Raw genomic sequence first — 21,235 nt, forward strand, 5'->3', positions numbered from 1 at the left:
AAGGAGGCAACGATCATCCCCTCAATCTAATAAAACAATTATCTCCTATCAGACTGGAGATGTAAAGAAGTAGGTCTAAGGGTTTATAGGTATCCCTTGAACAACCTAAATACATTATACAAGGAGGAATCAACATTGGATAATACGAACACCAATCCTGATAGAATACCCGAACTGGATTCTGAAACTGCCAACCAGCTTCTTAATAATATCTTTGCAGAATGTGAAGTCGTACCTAATGCTATTCCTCTTGAGACGCTTGAGTCTTGGGGAAATTATAAAAAGACGGAGTTCCGCCTTGGCAGAGTCATCTCTTACGTTGTCCTCGTAATACTTGTCCTGCTGCCGCTTCTCTTCTTCCGTCCTACCATCATTGCACAGAGGACAAATGTAGATTCTACAGACAATGCGGTCTATGAGATACAGGTCAAGACGCTGCTACCCGTGGATGGAGTTTCGGCGACGATAGACGGTACCCCGGTCTCCCTGGAAAAGGTTGATTCTAAAAACTACATGGTAGCCATACCGCAGAACGGTACGCTGCTGATTAAAGCTACGGCCATGAACGGACAATACTCGGTCAAAAAATATGAGGTGACACATCTTGATATGGACAAACCGGAACTGATACGGTCATACACAGAGAATGGCTATATATATATTGTCGTACGTGACACTTATTCGGGCATAGATTATGAAGGCATATCCGGAACTGCCTCTGACGGCAATACGGTTGAGCCTGCGGTCGTCGATAAAGAAAACGAAACCATAACATTTAAAATACCGAGCCAGCCGGTGAACATCATGATACCTGATAATTCAGGCAATACGCTGGAAATACTAATATCGCCTACGGAATAGTCAAAGGAGGATACTGCACATGAATAAGAAGACAATATCTCAATCTTTATTGTTGCTCTTCCTGTGCTGTATCCTCTTTTGCAGCTGCGGGGGGAAGAAAAGTTCACCATCCAGGTCAGGACCCGTACGTGACAATACTCCCCAGGCCCTTGTACCGGAGGCGAGCGGAACAACTACATACGGTAATGATATCGTGACTTTTGATGCATCTCACACGGACCAGGGTTATATGATGGTGCAGTACAGGGGCACTAACGGGAAAGTCAAGCTGCAGTTTGCCGCTCCTGACGGTACCACTTACACCTATCTGCTGTCCCAGAGCGGAGGCTATGAGACATTCCCGTTCTCAGCCGGAAGCGGCACCTATTCGGCAAGCCTGCTGGAAAATGTACAGGACGATATGTACAGTATCGCCTTTGCCCAGGATATCGAAGTAAAAATCGCAGATGAATTCACCCCTTTTCTCTACCCGAACCAATATGTAAGCTTTACCCCTGATTCAAAGGCTGTCAAAAAGGGAGAAGCATTGGCTGAAGGGGCACATTCTGATTTAGAAGTAGTAGAAAATATATATCACTATGTAATCAAAAATGTTTCTTATGACAATGATAAAGCGTCTTCCGTTACTTATGGTTACCTTCCTGTCGTTGATGAGACACTGGAGACCGGAAAAGGGATCTGCTTTGATTATGCCTCCCTGATGGCTGCAATGCTCCGTTCACAAGGCATCCCTACCAAGCTGGACATAGGATATGCGGGAGACGCATATCACTCCTGGATCAGCACATATGTGGACGATAAAGGCTGGATTGACAATATCATCGAGTTTGACGGCACTTCATGGGAGCTGATGGATCCTACCTTTGCCGCTAACAGTGACAACAAGTCTTTGAAAGAAGCCGTCGGAGACGGAACAAACTATGTGTTAAAATATACGTATTAGTTTTGATGCATTTATAATGGTTTAATTATGATTAAGAAAGGAGTTCTTATGGAGCAGCAAATATTTACCCCTCTTTCCAATATGGAAATATCTGCCTTCTGTTCTCAGATGGCAATGATCTTACAGTCCGGCATCTCATCGATAGAGGGGGTTACTCTGATGCTGGAGGAAAGCAAAAGTTCTGAGGAGCAGGAACTTCTTATGAGCATGCAGAAGACCCTGTTTGAAACGGGAAGCTTTTATAAAGCACTTGTCTCTACACAATCCTTTCCAGATTATATGCTGCAGATGGTAAATATCGGCGAACAGACCGGTAAGCTGGATGATGTAATGAAATCGCTTGGTGAACACTATGACCGCGAAGCGACAATCGCCCAATCAGTCAAAAATGCCGTCACATATCCTCTCATTATGATATGTATGATGCTGCTCGTCATCGTCGTGCTCATAACAAAGGTAATGCCTATCTTCAATCAAGTGTTCCGGCAGCTCGGGAGTGAGATGACTGGTTTTTCCAAAGCCATTCTCAATCTGGGAAGTGCGCTGAACCGTTATTCAGTCGCATTCATAGCGGTGCTGGCTGCACTCATCATTTTTATCTTCTTCGTCACACGCACAAAAAGCGGACGCGCATGGTTCGGCAGGTTCACCGCCAGGTTTGCCTGGACCCGTTCCGTATCCGAGAAAATGGCGGCCTGCAGATTCGCCAGTGGGATGGCACTGACCCTGAGCAGCGGAATGACCCAGTCGGAATGCCTGGAGCTTACATCCAAACTTACAGACACCGAAAACTTCCGCCAGAAACTGGAGCAATGCCAGGTGAAGATGCAGGAGGGCGAAGATCTGTCCCAGGCGCTGCTTGATATGGACGTTTTCTCCGGGATATACGCCCGCATGGCCTCCATTGGTTCCAAGGCTGGTGTACTGGATGAAGTTATGGGCGATATCGCGGACAGGTACCAGGAGGAGATAGATCAGAGGTTCACGAATATGATTGCAACTCTGGAACCTACTCTTGTCATCATACTTTCCCTTATCGTTGGTATGATATTATTATCTGTAATGCTGCCATTGATGGGAATCATGTCTAGCATATAGAAGATTGGGGTAATATACATGAAGCAACGTTTTGTATCCAATAAGTCCAGATCCAGCAGCAGAAACTTAATCGTTTCTATTATAGTGTTCTTTATAATATTTGGCTGTTTCTGGTTCGGTATATCTTCCTTCTCCGATAAAGCTTCCTACCAGGAAAAGCAGACTCTGGAGACAGCGGTCAGCCGTGGCATAGCCCATTGCTATGCCATAGAAGGCGCCTACCCGGAAAGCCTTCAGTACCTTAAGGAGCATTATGGGCTTATCTACGATGAAGACCGGTTTTTTATAGACTATCAGATTCTTGGTTCCAATATTATGCCTGACGTAACTATCATTGATAAGGAGGATGGGCAATGAAATTCCAGACTCGCCAGAAACATATGATCGATCTTATATTTCCGATAGCTCTTTTCTTTGTCTTCGCGGCATCGTCGTTCGCCGTACTGCTTCTGGCTGCCAATCTGTACAGCTCTACAACAGGGCAGATTCAGGCAAACGACCAGAACCGGACTTGTCTATCCTATATCACTGAAAAGATACGGCAAAACGACAGTAAAGGCGCTGTTTCCATCCAGGACATAGAAGGGACCCGGTGTCTGGCATTGCGCGGCAATTATAATGGTGTGGACTGTACTACATATATATATGAATACGACGGGTTGCTCAAGGAGCTGTTCCTGAATGACGGGGTCGATATACTTCTGAAGAACGGCAAAACAATCATGGAAATCAACAGCCTTGGTATGGATAAGACCGGGACCGGGCTATTGGAATTTACATCAACAGATAATAAGGGGGCCGAGGACTCTCTTATTATCTCAGAAAGGAGCGTGCCATGAAAAAACAGACCTCCAACCGCTCCGGGCTGCTTCTGATGGAAATCATCATAGCTATCCTCTTCTTTTCTGTTATCAGCGCCATCTGCCTGCAGCTGTTTGTAAAGTCACATACGATCAGCCGGGATACCGAAGAGCTCGACAGCGCTGTAAACCAGGCAGTTTCCGCTGCTGATATCATCCGCGGCACAGAAGACGCCGGAACCGTCCTCAGAGAGTATTATCCACATATGAAGGCAGAAGACAGCACTCTGCATATTTACTATGATAAAGGGTTTCAGCCATGCACCGAAGCGGATGCGGCCTACTATCTGGAGATAGACAAAGGAGCCTCAGACAGCGGTATCACAGAATACAGACTTTCCGTTGCTAAATCTGGCTCGTCCTCACACATATATGAGTTAGATATAGTAACATACAAGCAATTGAAACCGTAGGAAAGGAGCCTCTATGAAGAAAAAGACATATCCTGTAGCCAATATAGGCTCCGTATCTTTGCTCATGGTGTTTATCATACTTTGCCTTGTTACCTTTGCCACCCTGTCATTGTCCAGCGCTGCCGGAGATTACAAGTACAGCAAGGATACTGCCGGACATAATACGGAGTATTATAATGCATGCAATGAGGCAGAACGGAAGTTGAAGGAGATTGACGGTATATTAGGGAATGCTTACAGGAACAGGTCCGGTGATTACTATGCGGACGCAGCCGTATTGCTTAATACGGTGGAAGGAATCACCCTGGACCTTTCATCTGACGAGCCGATATTGACCTTTGAAGAAAAAATCAATGAAGATAAAGCACTGAAAATTGTTCTGACACTGAATAAATCTGATAACCTTTCCGGCGGTTTTTACCGCATTACGTCCTGGCAGGAGGTATCTACTGCAGGATGGGAGGGCAATGACCGGCTAAAATTAATCGAATAGGAGATTTTCATAATGAATGCAACTGATTTTTTTGAAAACGCCATAGAGAAAAAAGCATCGGATCTTTTTATCATCGCAGGCCTTCCCGCTTCTATGAGGGTCAATAATACGATCGTACGCATCAACGATGACCGGCTTCTTCCCGATGACACGGAAGACCTGCTCCGTCAGATATACGAGCTGGCGGGAGAACGTTCCATGGACAAGCTTCTGGAAACGGGGGATGACGACTTTTCCTTTGCCATCGCGGGACTGTCACGTTTTCGTGTGAGCGCTTACAAGCAGAGGGGCGCTTTGTCGGCCGTTATACGTATCATTACCTTTACGCTCCCGAATCCGGCTTTGCTCGGTATACCTGACAGTATTATGAAGCTGGACCGCTTCCCGAAAGGCCTGGTGCTTGTGACAGGTCCGGCTGGAAGCGGCAAGTCGACGACGCTTGCATGTATGATAGATGATATCAACCACAACTTTGAAAAGCATATCATCACACTGGAGGATCCGCTTGAATATCTGCACCGGCACGATAAAAGTATCGTAAGCCAGAGGGAAATCAATGTAGATACGGACAGTTACGTGTCTGCCTTGCGTGCCGCGCTGCGGCAGAGTCCCGATGTCATCCTACTTGGCGAGATGCGTGATTATGAGACGACACAGGTAGCCATGACAGCCGCAGAGACCGGTCACCTCATCTTCTCGACCCTGCACACGATTGGAAGCGCGAATACGATAGACCGTATCATAGATGTATTCCCGCCTAACCAGCAGCGCCAGATTGCGGTACAGCTGTCCATGGTGCTCCAGGCAGTCGTATCGCAGCAGCTCGTCCCTTCCGTGGACGGCGGCATGGTTCCTGCCTTTGAGATTATGACAGTAACCCCGGCCATCCGAAACATGATACGGGATAATAAGATTCCTCAGATAGACGGAATCATCTATTCTTCTGCCAGCAACGATATGATAGCGATGGATACGAGCCTTCTGCGCCTGTATAAAGCTGGCACCATCACAGAAGAGACCGCGCTTACCTTCGCAACAAATCCGGATATGCTCGGTAAGAAATTGCGATAAGGTATAAAAAGGATTAGATGTGCCATGAAGCACGATCTAATCCTTTTTGTTTAACATGTCGAATATTTTGCCTTTCTTATTCCTCATGCCTTATATTTTTATTTTATCCATACACTCACTATATGTATTATGTATGTTAGCTTCGTGTATATATATAAATTTCCTACACACTGCGCCATAGGCTATCAGAATCCTATGGCGTTTTATTATACCCATTTTCAGAAGAAAGGAGGGCTACATGGAACTGAATGAAATGGAAAAGAGATTGCTGTTTCAGGTTGAGGGTGATTATCAATCTAAAGTCTTGAATGAGCTCTACATGTCGACACAGTATGTCGGCGATCCTGCGCGGAGGAACGCGGCAAAGAGTCTCATGGAAAACTGCGCCCACTGTCGGATGCCGAGTGTATGGACCTGGTGCGTGATATTCAGAAAAATTACCGGCTTCCGCAGGCAGGACGTACTATCGGGTAAATTCATGACGCTGGAACGCTTTGACCCAGAGGTGCGCCATATGTTGATCTTCGATGTGTTATCCAGGGATGTTTTTGAAGCGAAGCATAGACCGGGATTTGATTATCACTGCTCAGCGAGAGGCGCTGCAGACGCTTCGCTGTATTATCTCCAATCTGGAATACCGCTTCTATAAAGCATATGGTATGGAGATTGAGGACATACGAACCGTGTATGGGGAATGTACCTACCGGCTGGTTCCCAGGGAGGACGAGCCTAGCGTGTGCCTGATGCACGAATGGATTTATCTTCCTTCTGCCTAAAACGCAATGTCGTTGCATGGACCTGGGATGCTTCCATATCAGAAACGGGTAGACAGCTTGTATCAGAATGCACACACAAACGCTCTGCTGGATGCCTGCGCGGAGGTTATCGTAATCCAGGAAGAATACATGTCCAACGTCTTTGCCAAACGCAACCGCTATATGGTCGAACATTCAGACCGCGTAATTGCAGTATATGACGGTCGGGAAAAAGGCGGTACAATTAAGACAATCCGTTTTGCACACCAGTTTCGGAAAGAACTGCGGGAAATACCGATAGGATTAAACTTGAACAAAAACGGGATAAATCTTGGACAAAAACGGATATGAAAAAGTGAAAGTACAGGCTGCTCTATGATATAATAAATATTCAACCGGGAAGACCCATTATAAATCTGGTTGACTTTACAGAAAATTATAGATCACCTTTTGTGAAAATGAAAAACCACAGTTTGAAAGGAGTATTTGCATGAAACACGTATGTATGCTTATATCGGTGGCCGACATTAACGCTGCAAGAAAATTTTATGAGGATCTGTTTGGATTAGAGGTGTTTCAGGATTACGGAAGGAACATTGCCTTTACCTGCGGTCTGGCATTGCAGCAGGATTTTGACTGGCTTGTAAATCTGCCGAAAGAAAAGATATTAAAGAAATCCAACAATGCGGAAATCGTCTTTGAGGAACAGGACTTTGACGGTTTTCTGAACAAGCTGAAAGAATACCCGGATATTGAATACCTGGGAGAAGTGATTGAACATAGCTGGGGCCAGCGGGTGATCCGGTTCTACGATTTGGACGGCTATATCATTGAGGTTGGCGAGGATATGAAAATGGTGATAAAGCGTTTTCTTGCTTCCGGCATGACTATGGAAGAGGTTTCTGTGAAAATGGACGCTTCTATTGAGGATTTGACAAAACTTCTAAACAGCTAATACATGATGGACGAATAAACAAATCGGAAGTTGTAGGGAGGAAGTATGTTAAGATTTTTGAAGATTATCTGTATGTCAGTAGTATGTTTAACAATGCTATCTGGGTGTTCATCTAAACAGGATAAAGTGGAGCAGATAAAGACAAATCAGTTAGATCAATCTGAAACAGATGATAAAACAGTAAAAAAAGAGAGTGAGAACACTGGGGAAGAAATGCTTGATTTAAGTAATGCCTTTAATAGTATAAATGGTTGTGCGGTTTTATACAGTCCATCAGAAAACAAGTATTCTCTATATAATAAAGATTTGGCAGAACAAGAAGTATCCCCATATTCAACTTTTAAAATTATTTCTACATTAATAGGATTACACAACAATATTATTAAAGATGAAACCTCCACCATGAACTATAATGGAACTCAATATCTAAATTCGGAATGGAACGAGAATTTGACTTTGCAAAAGGCATTTCAAACGTCTTGTATATGGTATTTTCATCATATTATAAATAGTGTAGGGGAAGAAAAAGTCAAAAAAGAGCTAAGTGAGTTGAAGTATGGTAATTGTGATGTTTCCGAATGGGAAGGAAGTATGATAAATCCATACGAAGAATTAAACGGGTTTTGGCTCGGCTCATCTTTAAAAATTTCACCTTATGAACAGGTAGAGATTTTATCAAAAATCTTTGAAGGTAATAGTTTCTATGACAACGAGAATGTCGAAATACTAAAAAAAATTATGCTAATTCAAGATAATAAAGAGAAAAAAATATATGGAAAGACTGGTTCTAGTTCAAATGGAGAAGCATGGTTTATAGGTTTTACTGAAAAGGAACAACAGAGAGAATATTTTGCTATATATCTCAATGACAGCTTACAAAAAGAACAAATTTCAAGTAGTGTTGCTAAAGAAATTGCCCTAAAAATAATGGAGTAAAGATGTTTTAAATTCTGGTTTGCTGAGTTCTTTCAAACCTTATTTTCGTAACGATGTCTTGTAATCAGATGGTTACGCCAATGGAGGAAACATATATGGATATTCAGAAAATTATCAGCTTAGTAACAAAGACGCAGGGGTTAATTAAGAACCGTGAAATGGCCGCTCATGTGGAAGAGAAGGGCCTTGCAGACTATGTAACGCAAGTAGATATTGCCGTGCAAAATTTCTTAAAAAAGGAGCTGTTTGCCCTTGCACCGGATATTCAATTTCTCGGAGAAGAAACTGGATTGCAGGAAATAAAGGCGGATAGCTTTTGGATTTTAGACCCTGTTGACGGGACCACAAACCTTATGCATGATTACCAGCACAGCGTTGTATCTTTAGCCCTTTGCCGCCAGGGGGAAATTGTTATGGGGATCGTGTATGATCCCTTCCATGAAGAAGTGTTTTCAGCGATTAAGGGAAAGGGCAGCTTCCTAAACGGACAACCCATACATATATCAAATGAAAAAAGACTATCAGACACGATAATCGGACTGGGAACAGCAAAAAGAGAGCTGGCCGATGAAAACTTTGCCCGGTTCCGCAGGGTGTTCGGCCAGTGTCAGGATGTCCGCAGGATCGGCTCTGCCGCGCTGGAGCTGGCATATACCGCCTGTGGCAGACAGGGAGGCTATTTTGAGATATATCTGAATCCCTGGGATTATGCTGCCGGTATGCTTCTAATTCAGGAAGCCGGCGGTAAAGTAACTGATTTTACGGGAAAGCCGCTTGATCCGAGAAAAGGCGGCAGCGTAGCAGGAACAAACGGATATATCCATACAGAACTGCTAAATCTGCTGTAAGAAGTGTGTTCCCTTTTCAGGAGTAGGTGAGAATATAGCAATACTTTTGAGTAGCTAATATCTCATGGACAAATAAACAAATCGGGACTTAAAAAGAGGAAACTTACAAATTGCTAATGGTACAAGTTGATTATGTTATGAAACAAATAACAGAATACAATGCCTACGATTTTGAGATAATCGGAATCATTGGTGCAAATCGTTCGCCAACCTGCGGCGTGGAAACCACATCAGATTTTAATAAAGAGATAAGCGGTAAAGACGTTTTTATGAGCGAACTTATCAATAGAATAAATGCGGAAAACTTGAATATTCCTATGCTGGGCATCAAAAGCACTGATAATATTCTTGACCAAGTGAGGTCTATTATTAAGTAAAATTTTTTCTGGGAGTAACGCAACAGAAAAATATATGTGAATTTATGGAGGGGATGCGATGCTTGAAAATATACCATCTCATTTAACTATGACGGAATTGCTTGGACAATCCTTGCTTGAAGTTTGGCAAGCGTTATGTTTGGCCTTTGTGGCCTATACGCTAAAAGTAATTGCATTGGATTCATGATTATCTTTGGAAAAGATGAAAGAACAAAATTTGAAGATATAAGGGGTACTCTTTCTGACGCCGTTTGCAGGCAATATGATGAGGCAAAAACCTATCGTGACGGGAAATGGGTCATGTTTGAACCGACCAATACGGCTGATTTTGACGATGAAAACACCATCATTCTGCGTGTGGAATTAACGGATGGCCTGTTGCTCTCGCATGGGACTAGATATGAGTTTTAGCCTTTCACAGCCGATGGAGGTGCCAAATATGCGGAATTTCTCTATGCCGGAATACATACCTCCGACTTTAGAATTGGATGAACTTATGCGACTGAAGCGCGGTTTGGAAATGACAGTTTCAAAAGAGGCATCAGACAGCATAACGTCTGAATTGCCGTTAACACTAAATTCAACACCTGCAGAACGCGCGGAATGGGTGGAAAAGGTAATGAAAATGGTGCCGGCTGGTATATAGAAGAAAATCAGTTATATACGAAAATGTTTACCTGTGAATGTCCGATGCTAGAGAAGGCGGCTCTTTTACAATCTCTAACTTGGTGCCACTGTACTGCAGGATATAATAAGAAACTTTTTGAACTTGTTTTTGAGATTCCCGTGTATGTGGAAATATTGCAAAGCATACGACAGGGATTTGATTTTTGTCTGCTGAGAGTCACGTTTAGCAAAGATTAGGATTTATTTTACATTAGGAGATGCCATGAAAGGATTTAACCGACAAAACCAATTATTTTCCCTCTGCGGTTTGAATTGTGGGCTTTGCCCCATGTTTTTGAATAAAAACTGCCCTGGCTGCGGCGGCGGTGAGGGAAATCAATCGTGCAAAATCGCAAGATGTAGCATGGAGCACGACGGCGCCCAATACTGTTTCCAATGCAGCGAATACCCTTGCGAAAAATAAGATCATATTGACGACTTTGATTCCTTTATAACACACCGAAACCAAAAATCTGATATGGAAACACTGACGCTCAAAGAAAAAAGTGCTTTTGTCGCCGGATTACTGCAGGATGCAGCGACAACGAAAAATATCAACCTAAGACTCCATTAGAAAAAGGGATAATTTGAATATGCTATGATTTTTGTTCATGAACCAGTGCTTATAGCTCATCTAATCTTCCCTTCTCTCAATTAAATATTTTGAAACTGCGCCACATATTTTTGATGGCGCTTTTTCTTTGTAACAGAGCGCAAAGGTATTGGAAGCCTTTGCGCTTTTTATTAACAGAACTCAATAAGGAGGAACGCGCAGACGATGTGATTGCCTACCATCTCCGGCAGGCGTTTAAGCCCGGCGAAGTCTCGCCGGAAGAAGCAAATCAAATTGGTCGGAAGTTGGCATTGAAGCTGACGAAAGGCAACCACGCTTTTGTCGTCTGCCCCCATATTGATAAGCACCACGTTCATACATCATCATAAATTCTACGACGCTGGACTGCCAGAAGAAGTTCCGTAATTTCTGGGGTTCCACCTGGGCGATCCGGCGCATGAATGACAAGCTGTGCCTGGAGCATGGTCTTTCCATCGTAGAAAATCCAAAATCCAGCCGCAACCACTACGGCACATGGCTGGGGAGTAACCGGCAGCCGGGATTGAAGTCAACCGGGAACGAAAGCACCTTCGGTATCGTCTGTCGCCGGAAGATCGATATACCCGGTGCGATACGCTGAAAGGCGACTATACGGAGCCGGCCATCAAAGAACGGATTGCCGGAACCCGGACGATAACGCCCCGCCGCACTTCTCCCCAAAAGCCGGTTTCTAAAGTCGGTCTGCTGGTGGATATTGAGGCGGCGATCCGCGCTGGCAAAGGTCCGGGTTATGAACGGTGGGCGAAGGTGTTTAATCTGAAACAGCTATCCCAGGCGGTAATCTATCTCAAAAAGCATGGCGATATGAGCTATGAGGACTTGCAGAAAAAATCGGACGCTGCCATTGCCAGCTTCAATGCGCTTTCGGTGCAGATCAAGGAACTGGAATCACAAATGACTGCCAACGGAGACAGAGCGTGAACTACGCCAAAACGCGGGTGGTCTATGTGGAATACCGGAAATCCGGGAACGGATTCCTGCCTCATACGCAATCTTACGTAAGATTGCATTGCTTGCCGTTAGTCGTATCCCCTTAAAATGGCGCAAAAAACGGAGGAATTGATCCACGGAAATGTTCAGCAGGGTGACAAGCCGGTAAAACGTGTTCAAGCTGGGATGTTCTCCCCGATTCTCAATATTCATGATGAAGCCTTTTGAAAAAAATGGGCCTGCTATAATGTGCCAATGAATGCAGCACAACCGAATGGTTATGATGTTATTATGGCAAGTGGTATGTTGGGCTTTCTTCTGCCAGAAAAAATTGATGAAAAATCGGCGGAAAGCATTACCCTGCTAAGTGACAATCAGTTTTGGAACAACTGTCAAAAATCAATCGAGCGTTCCTTAAAGTGAAACAAATCATAATGTCCGATTCCAGTTTATTAAGTGGCACAATGATATTACTCTTGCTGTAATGAATTAGTGAGGGCCTTGCTGAAAACTTCGCTACTTCCCTATATGGTGAGGAAAATGTAGGGCCGTGGGTAAGCAAGACAGATATGGAAACTTTGAATGGATATATCAAGCCTATCATTAGGGAAAGTCTTGATGAACAGGGCTTAGATAACCTGACAGCATATCTATATGGTGATGAAATGGAAAAAATGCAAAATTATTTTCCTGTTGGTTTGCCCTATTGTGCCGGATACGCTTGTGGCTATCATATGATAAAATATTATTTGCAAAAGACTGGGAAATCTATCATTCGAGCTACTTTAACACCCGCTGACGAAATACAGAAAGAAGTAAAGGGATTTTGGAATGAGGTCTGAAAAATGACAGTACATGAAGTTGCAAAGCTAACCGGCATTAAAAATTCTACCCTTGTTCGGATGATATGTTGATGTGCTTGGGCGAAGTCTATCAAACTGATGAACGATTTTCGGACTATATCAATAGATTTGCCACATGGAATATCGCAGAGTTTTTCGGAGAGGCAATTAAAGCACATTGTCGTAATAAATAGTAATCTATAACCATCTGCCGCACGACGGTAAAAGAAAAAAGCCGTCGTACAGCAGTCATTTTTTCGCGTCCCTAAAACATCACGGCGGCAAAAGGAGGTTGCTGCAGTGATGCGAGATAATATACGACAAAATGTGGTAAGGATTGCTTCTCAAAAAAAGTTCTCCCGACTTATGGGATCATTCCGGCAACTCATACGAAAATAATTACTACTTAAATGACTACGCTTTTGCCTATCCCCTTGTAAAATGCACTGAGAACATTGGAACGATATACAACTTGACTATGTGTGCAATGTACGGCAATATACTCATGGTCGAAGGCCATTTCAAACAGTGCCACATTGCAAAAGGGCATTGTGTGAATAGCACAGCCCAAAATAACGTGGTATGATGTGAGCATCATAGGGATGAGCCAAACGACATTTTGCTCGTAGCTATGAACATCAATTATAGGAGGTGCTGCAATGCACGCATGGGAAGCAATCGAACAATCTTTGACCTTTATCGAGGAACACCTGGCTGAAGAAATCTCGACAGAGACGCTGGCAAACACCGTCGGCCTGTCCCCTTTCTATTTCCAGCGCTTGTTCAAGCGATTGGTAAATAAATCGGTTCAGGAATATGTGAAACTCCGCCGTTTGGCGAAGGTAATCGAGAATCTGAGCGACTCGGAGCAGAGAATCCTTGACGTTGCCTTGGACTACGGCTTTTCCAGCCATGCGAACTTTACGCGGGCTTTCAAGGAAACGTATGGGATCACACCCGAAGACTACAGGAGGGATTTACCAATGCTCAACACATTTGACAAGCCGGAGGTTTCCATGAATTACGTCCTGGTTGACGAAGGGGTCCCGCTGGTGGCGGGAGATATCGTTTTGGAAATCCAGAGAAAGTCGCTGGCGAACCCGGAAATCTACCTTGGTCTGGAAACCGCAGTTCATATTTCTGAGCAGATTCCGGCCGGTGAAAGCACTGGCGTAGATGCGCCGGGTCAGCTTTGGAAACGGTATCATACGGAGAAAGCCTCAATTGCAGCCATCCTCGATACCCGCGTGGAAATGGGGATGTCCCATACGGAAGATGCTACACAAGGCCTTTTCACCTATTTTGCGGGTGGCCTTGCCCAAAATGTTCAGGGCCAGTTGCAGGGTGGCTTCGTAAAGAAAGAACTTCCGGCAGGCGAGTACATCGTTTGCAAAATCGAAGCAGAGAAATTCGAGGATTTGGTGACGGTCGCTTTGGATCAGGCCAGCAAGTACCTTTTCGGTACATGGTTGCCTCACCACAACCTGACCACGGAGCCTTTCTCTGCAGAGAAGTATTACCGAGATGCGAAGGACATGGCCTACATGGAAATTTGGGTCAAGCCTTTGCCGCAGGATAGCAGTGTCTAAGGAGGGAATTGGGATGGATTGGAATATGCTCTATTCAAATGTAACGCCGCCAACATGGGAGCAGGTCACAGAATATATCGGCAGCCCGTTATGGGCAGACTTCAATGAGCATATTCAGTCCACCTACCAGATTACGCCCTACATGGAACACAGTCGTTGTTCCATGCAGGCTGGCTGGAACGTTAAGTATAAAAAGGGTGGGAAATCCCTTTGTACGCTCTACCCGATGGAAGGCCATTTTATCGTCCTCGTGGTTATAGGAAGCCATGAGCTTACAGAGGCAGAACTTCTTATGCCGCTATGTTCTGAGTATGTGCAGTCGGTATTCAAAAAAACGAAAACTGGGAATGGACAGAAGTGGTTGATGCTAGAGGTACGGGATAGTGAGATTATGGAGAATGTCTTTCGCCTCATCAATCTTCGAAAGCGTATACCGTCATAACGGGAAATATTGTGGCTCAATTTAGTGGGCCACAATATTTCCTATTTTATACTCAGAGAATGAAAGCGCATTATTCGACAAGCCTTTGTGAAGATAGCAACATTATGCAAGAAAATGAGATACGCATGAACTATAATGATATAATTGGAATAACTTTGTGGAGGTGACGTATGAATAACTCTGACAGCAGAATTGTTTTTGATGAAAAACTCAATATAGAGATATTATCAATGACAGGAATGATAGAAAATTTACCTCCACATTTCCATGATTACTATGAATTAGGATATATAGAGAGCGGAAGCCGACGGGTAATCTGTCAAGGCAAGGAGTATACAATAGGGAAAAATGATCTGCTCCTATTTAACCCTAATGACAATCATACTTGTTTGGAATTGAAAAAAGAAGTGTTGGATTTTAGATGTTTTCATATCACTACTGAGCGTATGGAAGAATTGGCGTTGGAATGTATAGGATATGCCATATGTCCATATTTTGAGCCGCAGATTGTTCACCAAAGTGATCTTATTCCGCAAATTAAAGAATTGATTGATTTAATTGAAAATGGATCGTATTGTGATTTGCAAAAGGAAGAACTGCTTTATATGATCATCGGCGATTTGGTCGCAGATTATGCTCAATCATTGGAATGCGAACAAATATCACCTATCAGCTTGGTTTTAGCAGCCAGAGTCACTTTACTAATTTTTTCAAAAAATATGCCAGAGTGACTCCGAAACAATATAACAAACTTTATAATGCTTAAAAGAAGCTTTCTGCGTGGAAAGGGGGTAGCGACATGGGAAATTAGCTGTATTTGATATATCTGAACCGGGCGGTAAAATTGCAGAAAAGCTGCTTGTGCTGTTAAACACCCGTCAGCGTCAGGAGTTAGTAAATTATCTTCTTGATTCCGAAAAGAAACAGAATAATCCGGCTAACAGCCCATGCGCCATTTCCGAAAATTATAGGGTGCAGACAGCCATTGATGAACCGTTTACAGAAATTCAAATGGACGATTTATATTTCTGCCAGGAGCAACGGCTTGTATGTATTGGCGAGCAGGTAATCAAATTAACGGCTAAGGAATTTGACATCCTTGCTTTGTTAATTACACACCCGAAGCGGGTATTTACTTATGAGCTGATTATGAAATTGGTCTGGAATGAGGATTATACCTGCTACTCCCGCAAGGCAGTCAATAACCATGTGAGCAATCTTCGGAAAAAGCTGAAAATTACACCGGATTCTCCGGATTACATCAAAAGCGTTGTTGGTGTTGGATATAAATTTGAAGTGCCGTAATATAAACTATGGAATCAGAGGGAGGTTGGATGTAACTAAGTCGTGGTTGTCGCACCGGTTCGCTTTGCTTATTATCGGCTATCTTAAAGCCCAGAAGTAAGCTGCCTTGACGATTATCTATAATTATGCTACCATCGGCTGATAATATTATAACGTTTTGGTGCATAATAAAGTCAGACTGATTGTGAACGTAAGGAGCAATGCAATGAATGAAAAAATCTTAGTGGTTGATGATGAAAAAGAGCTGGCCGATTTAGTGGAAGTCTATCTGAAAAACGATGGATATACTGTTTATAAATTTTACAACGGTACGGATGCGTTAAAGTGCATTGAGTCCGTCCACCTGGATTTAGCCATATTAGATATTATGCTCCCGGATATTGACGGCTTTCAAATTTGCCAGAAAATCCGGGAGAAATTTTATTTTCCTGTGATTATGCTGACAGCAAAAGTAGAGGATGGGGATAAAATCATGGGGCTATCCATTGCGGATGACTATATCACGAAGCCGTTCAACCCACTGGAAATGGTTGCCAGAGTGAAAGCGCAGTTAAGGCAGTATATGAGATACAGACAACCACCACTCAAACAGGAGGATGAACGCAGCGAATACGATATAAGAGGAATGACGATCAGTAAGAACAGCCATAAATGTATCTTATTTGGAAAAGAGCTTCAGCTGACACCGACGGAGTTCTCTATTCTCTGGTATCTGTGTGAAAACCAGGGGAAGGTTGTCTCAACGGAGGAACTATTTGAAGCGGTATGGGGAGAAGAATACATGGAAAACAATAATACTGTTATGGCCCATATCGGTCGGCTCAGAGAGAAAATGAAAGAACGGGCAAAAAACCCTAAATTCATAAAAACTGTGTGGGGAGTGGGATATACCATTGAAAAATAGAAAGAAAATAAATTATGAAGATGACTATCTGCTTTTCAAAAACAGATTATCCATCAAAATGCTGCTCATGATGTTATGCTCCCTTCTGGTTATAGCGGGTATTTATCTGTTTGTTTTAAAAGGCAATTTTGCAAATGCCGTAATTGCCATTTTAGAGCATTTTGTTTACCAAGACCGCGATGAGGCCGCAGTCGTCTACCTGAAAACCTTCAAGAGATATGAATTCTGGCTTTTTCTCCTTGCAGTTTTAGGTGTATTTTTTGTGATTTTTCGCATGTATGTGGACAATGTTTCAAAATACTTTAAGGAGATCAACCGTGGAATTGATTCTCTGGTGAGTGAAGATGCCCAAGATATAGCTCTGCCGGCAGAACTGGCATCAACGGAAAGAAAAATCAATTCCATACGGCATACTCTGACGAAAAGAAAAACGGATGCCGAGCTTGCGGAACAAAGGAAAAATGACCTTGTTATGTATCTGGCTCATGACTTAAAAACCCCTCTTTCATCGGTAATCGGATATTTGACGCTATTAAGGGATGAAGGCCAGATTTCCGATGAACTTAAGACGCGGTATTTATCCATATCACTGGATAAGGCAGAGCGCCTTGAGGATTTGTTTAACGAATTTTTTGAGATTACACGGTTCAACCTTTCCAATATTACGCTTGTATACGGCAAAATCAATCTGACGAGGATGCTCGAACAGTTGGCATATGAGTTTAAGCCGATGCTGGCCGGGAAAAACCTGAAGCTGGAATTTGAAATGCAGCCGGATATTTTTGTTTCGTGTGATGCAAACAAGATGCAGCGTGTATTTGATAACCTGCTGCGAAACGCTGTCAGCTATTGTAACGCAGATACAAGCATTAAGATAACTGCAGAGCAGATAGAAGATCATGTGCTCATTAAAGTCATAAACGAGGGAAATACAATTCCGCAGGAACGATTAGAAAGAATATTTGAGCAGTTCTACCGCCTGGATATATCAAGAAGCTCCGCAACGGGCGGTGCCGGTCTGGGACTCGCCATTGCAAAGGAGATTGTTGAACTTCATCACGGGCAGATAACCGCCCACAGTGCAGATGGTTTTACCTGCTTTGAGGTGTCATTGCCTCTCGTAGGAAAATCGTAAGAAATTCCGTTAAAAATCATATATTATCCGCAAAGGAAAGCGAAAACATAAATCGCTCCATTCTGATATGCTATATATCGGGTGGAGCGATTTTTTACTTCCAGAAAGGAGTTTGGGATAACGATGGAATATCAAAATAATAACGAAAATTACGATAACAGGAACAGGAGAAAATCAAAAGAGAAAAAAAGGGAGTATTACAGAGCTGTATGTATCGTGCTCTGTTTACTCATAGCCGTTACAGCATTCGGAATTGTGAATCTGATAAGGGGCGGCAAAGAAATCCCCATCCCCGGCAAAAAGGTTACTCAAAATAATGAGGCTTATTCTCTGGTGAATGGCGAACAAAACGAGGCGGTTTCCCCCTCCCTTGACTCTGCAGAAAATCCTCTTTCCGTAAACATCACGGCAGCAAATGCTATTGTGATTAACGCCGATACCAATGAGACATTATATCAGAAAAAAGGTACAGACAAAATTGCGCCGGCCAGCACAGCTAAGATGATTACAGCCTTGACGGTGCTGGATTACTGCTCCCCGAACGATGAAATGAGGGTGGGCGCGGAAATTGAATTGATGCATGATGATTCGTCAAGGGCATGGCTTATGCAGGGCGATACCCTGACCGTCAGACAGCTCTTAGTTGCCCTTATGCTTCCTTCCGGCAATGACGCGGCATATACGCTCGCGGTGAATACCGGAAAGAAAATTGCCGGAGATAAGGGGCTGTCAAATGCGCAGTCCATTGATGTGTTCATGGATAAAGTAAACCAAAAGGCAAAATCGCTTGGCGCGGAAAACTCAAATTTTGTAGTACCGGATGGATATGACGCCGATGGGCAGTATACTACGGCCTACGATCTCGCTGTTATTGCAAAGGCATGTCTGGATGACCCTTGTATTTCGGAGATCGTGGCAAGCTATTCGTCTTATGAAAGATGGCCGAATGGCCGGAAGGTCACTTACCAAAATACAAACGAACTTCTCAATCCAGACAGCCAATATTACCGTCCTGAAGTAATCGGCCTAAAAACGGGAACCAGCAGTCTTGGCGGCGCCTGTATCATTTCTGCGGCGGTCATTAACGGAAACACCTATATCTGTGCAGTCATGGGATCAACTGAGAACGACAGATTTCAGGACAGCGTTGATATTATTGACGCAATTAAATCGCAATAAACAAATAAGGAGTGAAGCAATGAAGAAAAAGACTGATATTACTGTTTTTGGATGTGAGATGGACGAGGCAGCGGTTTTCTATAAACTTTCCTGTGAATTTGGCGTTACAGTCTCACTCATAAGCGAAGCCGTATCGGAAAACAATGCAAAATTAGCTGCTGGATGCCAGTGTGTCAGCATAAGCCATAAAGCGGAGCTATCGGAACCTCTCCTCCTTGCGCTGAAAAACGCCGGAGTAAAATATATCTGCACCCGGAGTATTGGTTTCAACCATATTGATATACAGGCAGCCGGGCAAATGGGAATAACCGTTGGCACGGTAGCATACTCACCGGGGAGCGTCGCCGACTATGCCATTATGTTGATGCTTATGCTGATGCGTGGAACAAAACCCGTAATGCACAGAGCAGAAATTCAAAATTATTGCCTGAATAACCTTCGTGGAAAGGAACTGCAGGATATGACGGTTGGCGTTATAGGGACCGGACGGATTGGACAGGCTGTTATGGAACGCCTGAAGGGATTCGGCTGTACGGTGCTGGCATATGACCGCAATCATAAAGCGGGAGCAGGCTATGTTTCATTTTGTGAGCTGCTGCAAAGCAGCGACATCATTACGCTTCATGTCCCACTGGCAGAAGATTCTTTCCATATGATTGGCCGTGAGCAATTAAACATGATGAAGAAAGAGGCGCTTCTTATCAATACGGCACGGGGCGCTTTGGTGGACACCGGGGCATTGATAGACGCATTGGAAGATGGAAGAATTGGAGGCGCCGCTTTAGATGTACTGGAAGGCGAAGAAGGAATTTTTTATTATGACTATACGCATAAAGCGCTAGAACACCCCTTTTTATCAGCTCTCCAAAGGATGCCAAATGTGATCGTTACGCCGCATACGGCTTACCATACGGAACGGGTGTTGGTTGACACAGTGAGCAATACGATCAGAAATTGTCTGAATTTTGAAAGGAGTCTTGGAAATGTATAAGATAAACGTTGCGGTCCTGTTTGGGGGCTGCTCAGAGGAACATACTGTATCAATAAAATCTGCAATGGAGCTTGCCGCAAACATAGATATGGAAAAATATCAGCCTTTTTATATTGGAATCACAAAATCAGGCGTTTGGAAACTGTGCGAAAAGCCTTGCCTTGATTGGGAACGATATGCAAAATATCCAGTCGTCTTTTCGCCGGGGAGAAATACGCATGGCCTGTTGATACAAAAAGATGATGGATATGAAACCCAACTTGTAGATGTGGTGTTTCCAATGATTCATGGGAAATTTGGGGAAGATGGCTCAATACAGGGGCTGCTCGAACTATCGGGTATTCCCTATGTTGGCTGTGATATTCAAAGCTCCGTGATTTGCATGGACAAATCACTTGCTTATACTGCCGTAAAAAATGCAGGTATCAAAGTCCCCGATTTCCAGATTATCCAGGACGGCGCCAGCCCGGGAGCAGAGAGATTTGGTTTTCCTCTTTTTGTAAAACCTGCACGCTCTGGTTCTTCTTTTGGAGTTAATAAAGTAGATAAAGCGGAAGATTTATGCGCGGCCATAAACGAAGCAAGGCAATACGACAGAAAAGTATTGATCGAGCAGGCCGTTTGTGGAAGTGAGGTCGGCTGCGCCGTATTGGGAACTGGTACGAACCTGATTGTCGGCGAGGTCGATCAGATTAGCCTAAAACACGGCTTTTTTAAGATTCACCAGGAAGCACAGCCTGAGAAGGGATCTGAAAATGCAACGATTAAAGTTCCGGCTGACCTGCCGGCGGAGATAAGGGAACGGATTCAGAAAACAGCTAAGAAAATTTATCAGATACTTGGCTGCAGAGGATTGGCCCGCATTGACCTGTTTTTACAGGAAGATGGGCATGTTGTCCTCAATGAAGTTAATACCATGCCTGGTTTTACTTCGTATAGCCGCTATCCCCGTATGATGGCTGCAGCAGGCTTTACCCTTTCGGAGCTCATTGACTGTTTGATTGAACTGGCGCTTAGGAGGTAAACACG

29 protein-coding genes and 4 pseudogenes are annotated in these 21,235 nt (G+C 43.7%); 32 read left to right on the forward strand and 1 reads right to left on the reverse strand.

Annotated elements, in window-relative coordinates:
* Positions 1-135 precede the first annotated feature (135 nt).
* The 20 genes and pseudogenes from E1963_RS13530 to E1963_RS23135 all read left to right on the forward strand — a co-directional run.
* The gene (locus E1963_RS13530) at positions 136-861 is read left to right on the forward strand and encodes a hypothetical protein (protein WP_132278871.1); all 726 of its coding nucleotides are present in this window, start codon (positions 136-138) and stop codon (positions 859-861) included.
* Positions 862-880: 19 nt separating this feature from the next.
* Positions 881-1,804 carry a transglutaminase-like domain-containing protein gene (locus E1963_RS13535; RefSeq protein WP_132278874.1) on the forward strand — a complete coding sequence of 308 codons (924 nt, stop codon included), beginning with the start codon at positions 881-883 and terminating at the stop codon, positions 1,802-1,804.
* Between the two features lie 108 nt (positions 1,805-1,912).
* Positions 1,913-2,902 (forward strand): type II secretion system F family protein, encoded by a 990-nt coding sequence (locus tag E1963_RS13540; RefSeq protein WP_330570830.1) that lies wholly within the window; start codon positions 1,913-1,915, stop codon positions 2,900-2,902.
* 84 nt (positions 2,903-2,986) lie between these two features.
* Positions 2,987-3,259: a hypothetical protein gene (locus E1963_RS13545; protein WP_330570831.1), complete on the forward strand. Its 273-nt coding sequence runs from the start codon at positions 2,987-2,989 to the stop codon at positions 3,257-3,259.
* Positions 3,256-3,741 (forward strand): DUF4860 domain-containing protein, encoded by a 486-nt coding sequence (locus E1963_RS13550; RefSeq protein ID WP_132278883.1) that lies wholly within the window; start codon positions 3,256-3,258, stop codon positions 3,739-3,741. Before E1963_RS13545 ends, E1963_RS13550 begins: the two co-directional genes overlap by 4 nt.
* On the forward strand, positions 3,738-4,175 hold the full coding sequence (locus E1963_RS13555; protein WP_132278887.1) for a PulJ/GspJ family protein: 438 nt from the start codon (positions 3,738-3,740) through the stop codon (positions 4,173-4,175). The genes E1963_RS13550 and E1963_RS13555 overlap by 4 nt, the downstream gene beginning before the upstream one ends.
* Before the next feature lie 13 nt (positions 4,176-4,188).
* Positions 4,189-4,668 (forward strand): hypothetical protein, encoded by a 480-nt coding sequence (locus tag E1963_RS13560; RefSeq protein ID WP_132278890.1) that lies wholly within the window; start codon positions 4,189-4,191, stop codon positions 4,666-4,668.
* Positions 4,669-4,680: 12 nt separating this feature from the next.
* Entirely contained in the window at positions 4,681-5,739 is a 1,059-nt protein-coding gene (locus E1963_RS13565; protein WP_132278893.1) for a type IV pilus twitching motility protein PilT, read from the forward strand.
* A gap of 238 nt (positions 5,740-5,977) precedes the next feature.
* On the forward strand, positions 5,978-6,388 hold the full coding sequence (locus E1963_RS13570; protein ID WP_243117733.1) for a hypothetical protein: 411 nt from the start codon (positions 5,978-5,980) through the stop codon (positions 6,386-6,388).
* 154 nt (positions 6,389-6,542) lie between these two features.
* Positions 6,543-6,845 carry a DNA-processing protein DprA gene (locus tag E1963_RS13580; RefSeq protein ID WP_330570832.1) on the forward strand — a complete coding sequence of 101 codons (303 nt, stop codon included), beginning with the start codon at positions 6,543-6,545 and terminating at the stop codon, positions 6,843-6,845.
* Between the two features lie 139 nt (positions 6,846-6,984).
* On the forward strand, positions 6,985-7,449 hold the full coding sequence (locus tag E1963_RS13585) for a VOC family protein (protein ID WP_132278896.1): 465 nt from the start codon (positions 6,985-6,987) through the stop codon (positions 7,447-7,449).
* A gap of 45 nt (positions 7,450-7,494) precedes the next feature.
* Entirely contained in the window at positions 7,495-8,385 is an 891-nt protein-coding gene (locus E1963_RS13590) for a penicillin-binding transpeptidase domain-containing protein (RefSeq protein WP_132278899.1), read from the forward strand.
* A 95-nt stretch (positions 8,386-8,480) separates the two neighbouring features.
* Positions 8,481-9,233 carry an inositol monophosphatase family protein gene (locus tag E1963_RS13595; protein WP_132278902.1) on the forward strand — a complete coding sequence of 251 codons (753 nt, stop codon included), beginning with the start codon at positions 8,481-8,483 and terminating at the stop codon, positions 9,231-9,233.
* 116 nt (positions 9,234-9,349) lie between these two features.
* Entirely contained in the window at positions 9,350-9,610 is a 261-nt protein-coding gene (locus E1963_RS13600) for a hypothetical protein (protein WP_243117734.1), read from the forward strand.
* A gap of 58 nt (positions 9,611-9,668) precedes the next feature.
* Complete coding sequence (locus E1963_RS22055) at positions 9,669-9,797, forward strand: hypothetical protein (protein WP_315974363.1); 129 nt, start codon at positions 9,669-9,671, stop codon at positions 9,795-9,797.
* Complete coding sequence (locus E1963_RS22060) at positions 9,794-10,021, forward strand: DUF3788 family protein (protein ID WP_330570833.1); 228 nt, start codon at positions 9,794-9,796, stop codon at positions 10,019-10,021. The genes E1963_RS22055 and E1963_RS22060 overlap by 4 nt, the downstream gene beginning before the upstream one ends.
* Positions 9,999-10,256: a hypothetical protein gene (locus E1963_RS20730; RefSeq protein ID WP_243117744.1), complete on the forward strand. Its 258-nt coding sequence runs from the start codon at positions 9,999-10,001 to the stop codon at positions 10,254-10,256. Before E1963_RS22060 ends, E1963_RS20730 begins: the two co-directional genes overlap by 23 nt.
* Before the next feature lie 23 nt (positions 10,257-10,279).
* Positions 10,280-10,474, forward strand: coding sequence for a DUF6144 family protein (locus tag E1963_RS22755; RefSeq protein ID WP_243117742.1), 195 nt, complete (start codon positions 10,280-10,282; stop codon positions 10,472-10,474).
* Between the two features lie 25 nt (positions 10,475-10,499).
* Positions 10,500-10,697 (forward strand): annotated as a pseudogene (locus E1963_RS22760) (DUF3795 domain-containing protein); the annotation flags it as partial.
* Between the two features lie 350 nt (positions 10,698-11,047).
* A pseudogene (locus tag E1963_RS23135) lies at positions 11,048-11,857 on the forward strand (relaxase/mobilization nuclease domain-containing protein); the annotation flags it as partial.
* An 88-nt stretch (positions 11,858-11,945) separates the two neighbouring features.
* Here the strand turns inward: E1963_RS23135 and E1963_RS22065 are convergent.
* Positions 11,946-12,035 (reverse strand): annotated as a pseudogene (locus E1963_RS22065) (XRE family transcriptional regulator); the annotation flags it as partial.
* A gap of 39 nt (positions 12,036-12,074) precedes the next feature.
* Between E1963_RS22065 and E1963_RS22070 the strand changes: the two are divergent.
* From E1963_RS22070 to vanD, 12 genes and pseudogenes are all read left to right on the forward strand, one after another.
* Positions 12,075-12,242 carry a hypothetical protein gene (locus E1963_RS22070; protein WP_330570834.1) on the forward strand — a complete coding sequence of 56 codons (168 nt, stop codon included), beginning with the start codon at positions 12,075-12,077 and terminating at the stop codon, positions 12,240-12,242.
* A gap of 65 nt (positions 12,243-12,307) precedes the next feature.
* A complete protein-coding gene (locus E1963_RS22075) occupies positions 12,308-12,661 on the forward strand; it encodes a DUF2268 domain-containing putative Zn-dependent protease (protein WP_330570837.1) in 354 nt (117 codons plus the stop codon).
* Between the two features lie 56 nt (positions 12,662-12,717).
* Positions 12,718-12,855: pseudogene (locus E1963_RS22770) on the forward strand (TipAS antibiotic-recognition domain-containing protein); the annotation flags it as partial.
* Positions 12,856-13,320: 465 nt separating this feature from the next.
* Positions 13,321-14,250 carry a helix-turn-helix domain-containing protein gene (locus E1963_RS13640; protein ID WP_132278908.1) on the forward strand — a complete coding sequence of 310 codons (930 nt, stop codon included), beginning with the start codon at positions 13,321-13,323 and terminating at the stop codon, positions 14,248-14,250.
* A gap of 13 nt (positions 14,251-14,263) precedes the next feature.
* Positions 14,264-14,692 (forward strand): DUF3788 domain-containing protein, encoded by a 429-nt coding sequence (locus E1963_RS13645; protein ID WP_132278911.1) that lies wholly within the window; start codon positions 14,264-14,266, stop codon positions 14,690-14,692.
* Positions 14,693-14,862: 170 nt separating this feature from the next.
* Positions 14,863-15,423 (forward strand): AraC family ligand binding domain-containing protein, encoded by a 561-nt coding sequence (locus E1963_RS13650; protein WP_132278912.1) that lies wholly within the window; start codon positions 14,863-14,865, stop codon positions 15,421-15,423.
* 280 nt (positions 15,424-15,703) lie between these two features.
* A complete protein-coding gene (locus E1963_RS13655) occupies positions 15,704-15,997 on the forward strand; it encodes a winged helix-turn-helix domain-containing protein (RefSeq protein WP_167482203.1) in 294 nt (97 codons plus the stop codon).
* 205 nt (positions 15,998-16,202) lie between these two features.
* The gene (vanR-D, locus tag E1963_RS13660) at positions 16,203-16,901 is read left to right on the forward strand and encodes a vancomycin resistance response regulator transcription factor VanR-D (protein ID WP_132278917.1); all 699 of its coding nucleotides are present in this window, start codon (positions 16,203-16,205) and stop codon (positions 16,899-16,901) included.
* Entirely contained in the window at positions 16,891-18,036 is a 1,146-nt protein-coding gene (gene vanS, locus E1963_RS13665; protein WP_132278920.1) for a vancomycin resistance histidine kinase VanS, read from the forward strand. Before vanR-D ends, vanS begins: the two co-directional genes overlap by 11 nt.
* Positions 18,037-18,159: 123 nt before the next feature.
* Positions 18,160-19,215, forward strand: a complete 1,056-nt coding sequence (gene vanY-D, locus E1963_RS13670; protein ID WP_132278923.1) for a transpeptidase-like D-Ala-D-Ala carboxypeptidase VanY-D — start codon at positions 18,160-18,162, stop codon at positions 19,213-19,215.
* Positions 19,216-19,234: 19 nt separating this feature from the next.
* Positions 19,235-20,206: a D-lactate dehydrogenase VanH-D gene (gene vanH-D, locus E1963_RS13675; protein WP_132278926.1), complete on the forward strand. Its 972-nt coding sequence runs from the start codon at positions 19,235-19,237 to the stop codon at positions 20,204-20,206.
* On the forward strand, positions 20,199-21,230 hold the full coding sequence (gene vanD / locus E1963_RS13680) for a D-alanine--(R)-lactate ligase VanD (RefSeq protein ID WP_132278929.1): 1,032 nt from the start codon (positions 20,199-20,201) through the stop codon (positions 21,228-21,230). Before vanH-D ends, vanD begins: the two co-directional genes overlap by 8 nt.
* Positions 21,231-21,235 lie beyond the last annotated feature (5 nt).

This window comes from Extibacter muris, assembly GCF_004345005.1.
GTDB lineage: Bacteria > Bacillota > Clostridia > Lachnospirales > Lachnospiraceae > Extibacter > Extibacter muris.